5 protein-coding genes are annotated in these 9598 nt (G+C 59.8%); all 5 read right to left on the bottom strand.

Annotated features, from left to right (window positions below; translation table 11 throughout):
• Positions 1-3639 (bottom strand): type I polyketide synthase (locus tag HMPREF2129_RS02430; protein ID WP_034662687.1); only part of this gene is annotated, 3639 nt, incomplete at its 3' end.
• Between the two features lie 93 nt (positions 3640-3732).
• Entirely contained in the window at positions 3733-5559 is a 1827-nt protein-coding gene (locus HMPREF2129_RS02425; protein WP_034662685.1) for a FadD32-like long-chain-fatty-acid--AMP ligase, read from the bottom strand.
• Positions 5560-5584: 25 nt separating this feature from the next.
• Complete coding sequence (locus HMPREF2129_RS02420; RefSeq protein ID WP_034662682.1) at positions 5585-6505, bottom strand: cutinase family protein; 921 nt, start codon at positions 6503-6505, stop codon at positions 5585-5587.
• A gap of 15 nt (positions 6506-6520) precedes the next feature.
• A complete protein-coding gene (locus tag HMPREF2129_RS02415) occupies positions 6521-6988 on the bottom strand; it encodes a hypothetical protein (RefSeq protein ID WP_034662679.1) in 468 nt (155 codons plus the stop codon).
• Positions 6989-7003: 15 nt separating this feature from the next.
• Complete coding sequence (locus tag HMPREF2129_RS02410; RefSeq protein WP_034662677.1) at positions 7004-8974, bottom strand: alpha/beta hydrolase-fold protein; 1971 nt, start codon at positions 8972-8974, stop codon at positions 7004-7006.
• Positions 8975-9598 lie beyond the last annotated feature (624 nt).

The raw sequence follows: 9598 nt of genomic DNA, 5'->3' as shown, positions 1-9598 counted from the left end.
GGCCACAGGCCGACCAGCCACGGCGTCTTCCACCATCTGGATCACGTCGGCCACGGATGCGTCGCGAAGCGCCTGGAGCTGCAGCGGCGGGATCTGGAAATCGTTTTCAACGCGGTTCTTAATGCGCATACCCATGAGGGAATCCAGGCCCAGGTCAATGAGCGGCAGTTCCACCGGCAGGTCATCCACGTCATAGCCCATGGACTCAGACACGATGGCGCGGAGGCGTTCCTCCACGGTCTCCTTGGCCGGGTCCCACACGACAGGCTCCACATCTACGGCACCAGGAAGACCGGACTCGCGGGCAGCTTCCGCCAACTCGCGTGCAGCGGCCACTTCCGGCGGCTGGGGATTATCCGTCACGCCGGGGAGAGGGGTTGCGGCGAGGTCAAGCGTCGTAGCAAAGCCTTCTGCGATGAGCGCTTCCCCGCTGTGAACCGTGACGGTGAGACCACCCAAACCCCGGCGAACCAAGGTGGTGAGCTCGCCTGAAGCGGGCAGTGGGGCGCGTTCCTCCGCGGCAATAACGCGCGCATTGGGGTCCGTTGCCGCCGCGGCGAGTTCGACGAGCTGCATGACCGAGTAAATCTGGTCCGCCTGCGTGGCGTACGCCAAGGTCCCGTCGGGAAGCGACACGCGCGCACCCAGCGGGCCGGAACCCGAGGCCGACGGCCGGGCATCCGTCCACAGATCATTGCGCTTGAACTGCGTATGCGGAAGCTCCGCGCGCGCACCAGCCCCAGCAATCGCGGCGAGATCCACTGGCATGCCCTGTACATACAGCTTGGCGGCTAGGTCAAGCAGCGTAGCCACCTCATTTTCCTTGCGCTTGAGGGAGTACAGCAATTGCGCATCCGGCTTGCCCACGGAAAACGCCGTGTTCATCATGCCCATAATTGCCACTGGGTTCGGGGAAATCTCCACCATCGTGGTGTGACCAGCAGCAAAAGCCGCTTCCGTCGCATCCTGGAACATCACCGGCTGGCGCGTCATGCGGATCCAGTAATCCACATCATGCACGGTCTCACCGGCATGATGCGTGCCATCAACGGAACCAAAGTGCGTGATACCCAGGGGTTTCGGCTCAATTCCAGCGATCTCACCGGCCAGCTCACCCAGGATCGGATCAAGCATGCTCGTGTGGCCCGCGCCGCGAACCTGCAGCTTGCGTGCAAACTTCTCTTCAGCCTCCAGCGCCGCCACCAGATAGTCCACGGCCTTGCCCGGCCCACCCACGGTGGTCATGCCCGGACCCGCGTACACAGCGGGCTCAACGCCGGCGGCCTCAGGATGCTTATCCGCGAATTCCGCCAACTCCTCCCTACTCAACTCCACCACGGCCATGGCGCCTTCCGCATCGGTGCCAGCAACCTGCTTCTCCCCCTCGCCCATGAGGCGGGCGCGGGCGCACGCAATGGTCAGGGCGTCTTCGGCGGACAAGCCACCGGCGGCGTAAGCCGCGGCCATTTCACCCATGGACATGCCCATCGTGGCAGCCGGAGTGATGCCGTAGCTGGCCAGGAGGTCCGTCACCGCGATTTGAATAGCGGTGATGGTGACTTGGCCGGTTTCGGTGTCGTACGTCTGCTCGTCGTCAAGAATGAGGTCCATCATGGACCAACCGGATTCAAAGGCAACAACCTTGTCCAGCTCCTGGATGCGCTCCCGAAACAGCGGGTTCACCTCCACCAGGCGCTTGGCCATCTTGCGGTGCTGCGAACCAAAACCGGAATACACGAACACCGGCCCTACCGCCGCCGGGCTGTCCGCGGAGTAGACGCCCTGGGTGTTCTTGCCCTGGGCGACGTAGCCCATGCGCTTCACGGCCTCATCCATGGTGGAAGCAGTGAGCACTGCGCGCGAACGGCCATGGTTGCGGCCAGCTAACGTGCGCGCAACGGCACGCAGATCCGTCTTTGCGCCGGTTTTCTCCAGCGCCTCTTCCAGCACACCTGCCATATCGCGGCGGCGCGATGGCAGCAAGCCCGAGACCGGCAGCAGCACCAAGTCGGGGTTCTCCGGATCAATCAGCGCGGCAGGTATGTCAGCCTCGACTTTGTAGTCCGACGCATCAAAGTCAGTGAGCACCACGTGCGCATTCGTGCCACCGAAGCCGAAGCCCGAAACACCAGCAGTGCGACGGCCTGAGTACTGCGGCCACTCGCGGGGGTCCTCCACAATCTCAATGGCTTGCGCATCAAAGTCGACGTACTTATTCGGCGTGGTGAAGTTCGCCGTCGGCGGAACCGTGTCGTGCGTCAATGCGTCGATAACCTTGATCATGGCCACCACACCAGCGGCGGATTCAGAGTGGCCGATGGTGGACTTCGCCGAACCGAGCAGCAGTGGCTCCGAATCCGGGCGACCAGCGCCCGATCCCAGGACCTCACCCAGGGCGGTGGCTTCAATCGGATCACCCAGCGCCGTGCCCGTGCCGTGGGCTTCCACCAGGTCCACCGTTGCCGGATACACACCAGCATCCGCGTACGCGCGACGCAGCACGTCAACCTGTGCTTCCGGGTTCGGGGCTGTCAAACCATTGGAGTGGCCATCCGAATTCGTCGCTGAACCCTTGATCACCGCCAACACGTCATCCCCATCCGCAATCGCGTCCTCGACGCGCTTGAGCACGATGAAACCGGCGGCTTCCGCGCGCACGAAACCATCCGCGTCATCAGAGAATGCGCTGATCTTACCAGTCGGGCTGATCACACCGAGCTCTGAAAACGCAGTTGAGATGAACGGCGAGGCCAAAATGTTCACACCACCGGCCAGGGCCACATCCGCTTCCCCATCGCGCAATGCGCGCACGGCGTGGTGCACCGCAACCAGGGAAGACGAGCACGCTGTGTCCACGTTGACGCTTGGGCCGCGGAAATCGAAGGCGTAAGAAATACGGTTCGGAATGATGGAGCTCGCCGTACCTGTCAACGCATACGGGTGCGCCGCTGCCGGGTCAGAGGTGATCAACATGCCGTAATCATTCGAGGAGGATCCCACGATGACACCGACGGATTCCCCGCGCAGATCACTCGCGGGCAGGTTGGCATCTTCGAGTGCCTCCCAGGCCAGTTCCAGCATGATGCGCTGCTGGGGGTCCATGTTGGTGGCTTCTAGCGGGGACAGACCAAAGAACTCATTATCAAAGCTGCGGATGTCCTCCAGGTAGCCACCCTGAAGATTTTGTTCCTCCATCTTCTTGGCCATCACCGGGTCGCTCAAGTACTCAGACCAGCGCCCTTCCGGCAATTCACCGGTGACGCACTGGCCTGTGACAAACAGATCCCACAACTCATCGGGGTTACCTGCCTTGGGAAAGCGTCCAGCGCGACCCACCACGGCAATATCCCCAGAACCGTCGGCCGCGCGGCGGGTGCTCACCGGTTTCGCTTCACCTGACAGGCCAGTGCCAGCTAGAAGCCCATGTGCGAGCGCTTCCACCGTAGGGAACTGGTAGGCCACCGTTGGATCCAGTTTGATATCCAGCAGGTTTTCCAGCTCACCGGACAAAACGATGACGTCGCGGGAGGACAGCCCCAAGTTTTCCAATGGTGCAGCTGGGTCTACCTCATCGACACTGGTCCCCGTGGCATCTGAAATCCATTGCCGCAACCAGGTGATCAGTTCTGCTTCGGTCATCGTCTGTGCCACAGGTCCTTCCTTTGGAATACCGTTTTGAATACCGTTGAAAAATTGAACAGGCCAATACAGTTATGTATCGGACGGTCAAGGTTAACCGTTAGCCAGATACTTCTTTCGATTAACCTGACGGGCAATCTTTCCGGAGGAGGAACGCACAATTTCATTCGGGGCGTAGAAGCGCACAACCTCTGGGCTGATGCCGTGTTTACTGCTCACTGCGCCACGGATGGCATCCTCGGCGAGTGCATCGGCGGCTGGGTCAGCGCCTTCAACGCGTTCAACCAGCAGCACCAGCTTCTCCACATCCTCGCCCGGCACGGCAAATGCCGCCACCGAATCGGGGCGCACATGGTCGCTGGCCTCCATAACAGTGGCCTCAATGTCCTGTGGGTAGTGGTTGCGCCCGGCGATGACAATGAGGTCCTTCACGCGACCAGTGATGTAGAGGTGCCCCTGGTAGATAGACACCAGGTCGCCGGTGGCCAGCCAACCATCATCCGGCGTGCCTTCCGGCACGGTGGAGCCTTCGGCTAGGCGCTCACCGAGTGTGTTGTGGAAGGTCTGCTGCGTATCTTCCTCGCGGCCTTCATAGCCCGCCGCCACGTTGTCGCCGTGGATCCACAGCTCACCGATGGTTCCTTCCGGCACCTCATTGCTTGTCGACGGATCCACCACCGCCACCGTCATATCCGGCACCGGCTGCCCATTGGAAGCGAATGCGATACCGGTTGCGTCCCCTTCGGGCACCTCCACGATCCGGCCTTCGCCGACTTGCTCACGGTCAAAATATTTGAACAGCGGACGATCTTCGGTCTGCGGAGTGGACACGATGAGGGTGGCTTCTGCCAGACCGTAAGACGGACGCAGCACCAGCGGGTCCAGTTTGGACGGGGCGAATGCCTCCACGAAGGTTTCCACGGCTGCGCGGGTGACCGGCTCAGAACCAATGAGAATGCCGTCTACCTGTGAAAAATCATAGTCTTCTGCGTTCTCCGGCGCGGCGTACCGTGCCGCAAGGTCCAGGGCGAAGTTCGGTACAACGGTGTAAACAAACTGATCCTCATCACCCTCACGACGGGACAGCTGGTCTGTCCACCGCTTCGGCTGTTGGATGAAGTCCCGCGGGGCCATCAGTTCAAATTCAATACCCATGATGACCACGAAGACGGTGAGGATGATGCCCATGTCATGGTGCAGTGGCAGCCACGTGGACAGGCGCAGCGGCATCTTCAGTTCCGCTGCATCATAAATCTGCAAAACGTTGGTCAAGATCGAACGGTTTGTCAGCACCACACCGGCCGGCAAGCGTGTGGAACCGGAGGTGTACTGCAGGAAGGCGACCTCATCCAGCGAGTCAATGCCTTCCCGCTCCTCTGGCGGGGTCCACGCATCCGCCAAGGAATCCGGCAGGGAATCCACCACCATGATGCGCGGGCGTTCCGGCTTAGGCACCTCCGCAAAAAACTCGCGGACGGCCTTAGCACCCACGTTGTTTGTCAGCACCGTTTTGGCACCACAGTCAGCCATGACGGCGCGCAGCTGCTCATCGTGGCCCGGCTCATTGGGGTCATACAACGGCACCGGAATCTGGTCGGCATACACCGCACCCATGAAGGCGAAGATGTACTCCGGGGAGTTCGCCGCCAAAATTGCCACACGATCCCCCGGCGCGCCTGTCTGCTGCAGGCGCGCAGCCACGGCCTTGATTCGGGTGATTACCTCATCACGAGTGAAGTCCACCGGAGTACCCTCACGCGATTCGGAGAAGTCCCAGTAGCGCATCTGGTGCAGGTCACCCGTGCCCATTTCTGCGCTGCCCTGGTAGAGCATTTCGCACAGCTGGTAGAGCGACAGCTCTGGCGGCAGGTCAATCTTGTCGTCGTTGTAGAACTGGTAGAGCAGCTGCTCGAGATCCATACTTGTTCCGTTCCTTTTGTTGTGGCTAACTAACTTCAGCGATGCGCTGTCGAATCCACTCTACGGTCCAAGCGTTCGCTGTGGTGCCAGGAATCACGTTCGGATTTGATGCATACATGGCGTGCACGCCATTCGCGTTCACCAAATCCTGTGCTCGACCCAGCGCATCCACCACATTTGGTGGGGCATCGCAGATGCTGTCATCCGGGGCACAAATCTCAATTGCCCGATCATTCAAGACACCGAAGCCACCTTCACGCACACCGCGCATGCTGGCGCCAGGCACGATTGCCTGCACGACTCGGTTCAGGGGATGCAGCGCGATCTCCGCCCCCACACCACCGAGTTCCACACCGGGGTTGATGCCCACGGCGTTCTCACGGCGACCATCCGCGATCATCACGACACCGGCGATACGCTCAGGGCTGACCACGCCGGCTTCACGTCCGATTTCATTAGCCACATCACCAACGATGACCGCACCTTGGGAGAATCCGGCCAGAATGAATTGGGTTGAAGCACACGTGTCCGCCACGAACTTCAGTTCGGCTTTGAGTCTTTCCGTGCCCTCATCGCGCGAATCGTCATAGCTCATCTCATTGCGGGACTGCACGGACTTGAACTGTGCCGTGTAGGGCAACGTCCACACCCGCACATCATTAATGTCGTACTGCTCCTGCAGCGGTTGGGTAATGGAAAGCATGAAACTTGCCGGGTTCGCCTGCGGGTTAAACGGATCATCATCTTTCGACGACTCCCACGTACCCGGCGCGGAAATGACCTCCACCGCCGGGCACCATGCAGGCTCGTCGGCCTCGCTTGGGCCTGGGCGCAGGCCCTCATCAATCGGACCACCTTCTGGCCCAAGCCATCTCACCGCACCAAAGGCGATGACGCCCACAACAAGCAAGGCGGTAACAAGGGTAAGGACTTTGCGGGTGCGCACGTGCGCGCCTCCTAACTAGCAGAGGTTGGCGTGCGCGGCGTCGTCGATAAGCTTGATCAGCTGCTCATAGTCAAGTGAGGTGCGCTGCTGCTCAATGAGCTGACCAGCCACCGCGTCACGAGTGATAGTTTCACCACCGCATAACGTACCGGCAGTTGCTAAAAGTTGATCTTCGGTCCCCTCAATTTTCACTCCACCTTCCCGTAGAGCTTCCAGGTAAGCCTCCTCCTCCGCAGGGCGCTTCGGGGTGTTTTCCGGAAAATCGGAGACCTCGCTCGCAGCACCTTCATTTGCCAAAGCATCATCTTCCGGGCGCTTCTCGCTCGACTTCGTGCTCGTTGTGGTGGGCGCGGTACTCGTCGCGGAATTCGTCACCGCACTCGGGGTTGCGGTCACATCAGAACTATCGACGGTCGTCCCACCACACGCAGCCAACGTCAAACCAGCCACGGCGAGGAACACAGATACTGCGACTTTACGCATGAGGGTTGTGACTCCTTAGTTCTTACGCTCGCGGACCTGACCGAAGATCTCGTCCAACGTGCCGTGCTGGAAAGTAATGGTCTTACCACCAGCTGGAATATCCTTCATATCAGACGTTGGCCAGCCAAGACGACCCTGCTCCCAGCCGTGCTTGCCCCACTCATCAAAGATGTTGCCGTAGTAAATCGCGTGGGCTCCACTCTCCGGGGACCAGTAGATATTACCGTGCTCGAACTCCTGGAAGAAGCCACCGTTGATCTTCTTCTCATTGCTCGTTGGGTAGCCCAGATCAGAACGCGCCGTGCCCATCTCCGCATACTTCGCACCGATGGCACCAAAGACCTGGTAGTGGCCCTCGCCCACGCCCTCCGGGTTACGGGTCAGGTAGCCGTTTTGGAACTTCTGCACGTAGCCAGCACCCACGGCCTCAGCCTCAGCCACCGGATAGCCCAGCGGGCCACCCTCGTAGCCACCCTTGCCCCATGCGGCGAACATGTCACCCGGGATAGCCTGCGCACCGGTCTCCGGCGTCCAGTAGACAGAACCACGCTCAAAGTGGACATAACGGCCCTTGCCATCCGGCGTGGTCAGCTCACTTGTCTTGGGGAAGCCCAACCATCCAGCCGGACCACCCAAAGCGTTGTACTTAGCCAAGATCGCGCCGATCAGCACGTGCGCACCAGTCTCCGGGGACCAGAACGCGGAGCCAGAACGGAACTCCTGAGCCTTCCCGCGGCCGCCAGCCACGTCATACTCGTTGTTCACACACGAACCAATGACACCGGACTTAGTTGCCTCATTGATCGCACCAACCGGGTTGCACTGCGCACCACGATCCCCCTCCGGAATATTCAGCGACTCAGCGATGAACGGCCACGCCTGAGCCATCTCAAACTGCCAGTACTCCCACGAGTGAACACCCGACGGACGGTAGCGAGTAATGATAGGCACACCCGCCTGCTTCGCATACCGCTCAAAAGTCTGGGTGGACATGCGAGAGATAACCTCCAAGCCCATACCAGCCGCGTTGGCCGGCCCCTTCGCCACAGACTCAGCGTTACCAAAATCATCCTTGCCCGAGCCCGAGGAGACGTACACAGTCTTGCCCTTCAACGCCTCGATACCCAGCTTCGGATCATGGTCGATCCAGTCCTGGGAACCAACCGGACCCCACATCGCCTCAGAGTTATAGCCACCCGCATCCTTCTGAGCAGCCATAATCGCCATGGGCATACCGCTCGTGGTGGTATCCAAGTATCCAGAGAAGGAACCCACAAAGTTGAACAGGTGCGGGTTACGCTCCGCCAAATTCACAGCAGCGGTCCCACCCATAGACAGACCCACAACAGCGCGGGAACCATTCGAACGGTACTCATTATTCAGCACCGGGACCAGCTCCTTAGTCAGGAAGGTCTCCCACATATAGTGCTTACCGTTATCCGGCTTCTGCCAGTCGGAGTAGAAAGAGGACTCGCCGCCCACCGGCAGCACCACGTTGACGTTCTTGTCAGCGTAAAACTGCTCAATATTCGTCTCGATGGTCCAACCATTTTCATCATCACGCGCACGCAACCCATCAAGCGCCCACACCTCAGGGAACTTCGCCTGCGGGTTAGAATGCCAATCCCTTGCCAACAGAATCTGCACCTGGATAGGCTCACCCGGCATCGCAGCAGAGTTAATAAACACAGCCACACGACGCTGCGTCAACCACTCAATCCGATCAACCGTCACCCCCTCAGGCAGACCCTCAATCTGCGGATTCTCATCCACCTCAATCGGAGTACGTTGTGGCGGGTCCGACGGACGCAGACCATCAGAAAGGCCACGGCCAGAAGACAAAGAGCTGGACAGATCAGCAGACCCGATCTGAGCAACCGCCGGTACAACGGCCACACCAACAGCGAGAGCTGTCGGGACCGCGGCGATAGCAAGCATCTGGCCCTTAGAGGCCTTGCGGGGAAAACGTCGTGGTGTCAAGCGCATGGAGGTATCCCTTTAGTGGTTGATTCGAACAAAAAGGTACGGCAAAATGCCGGAGCTCACCACCCCAGGGGTTCCCCTCCCCTAGGCCGGGCCGGTTACTTAATTACGTTGTGCGGCAAAGTTTAAGTTTCACTTGAGACTTTAACTCAAAGACACGCCGAGTGAAAGGCGTGAAGATTGTGATTAGTTGCGCCCAGATGAGTTTAGTGGTGAAAGCGTGCTCACTGTTGCATGCGATCTTCATCGAGGAATCTTCCCAGGTTCCGCCCGCCCGGCATGACGCGGAGCGTGGCTTAACTTTTTTCGGTTTGCAGGGAACCGGCCCGTTGTTACAGGTCCTCGCTGTTTCTCACGCGTTGTGCGCATGCTTTGGCGCGTGCCTGCTGTGGATAACTAAAAACTATTCACAGGCCCTTTTCGCACGTTTTCGGATTTGGGTTTAGCGTTACCGGCATGAATCCTTTTGCAGCGCTCGTGGCGGGTTTAACAAACCCGGTTGAGACCTTGGAGCATTTCGATGCCCAGGTCCTCCGCGATACCGGCTGCAGCCCTGCTCGTGTTCGCGAATGGACCAAGCTCCACGCGGTCTACTACGGGCCGTCGAAGTTCACCCGTAAACAAGCC

The organism is Corynebacterium tuscaniense DNF00037, from assembly GCF_000759055.1.
GTDB lineage: Bacteria > Actinomycetota > Actinomycetes > Mycobacteriales > Mycobacteriaceae > Corynebacterium > Corynebacterium tuscaniense.
This window is presented reverse-complemented; position numbering and strand designations above follow the sequence as displayed.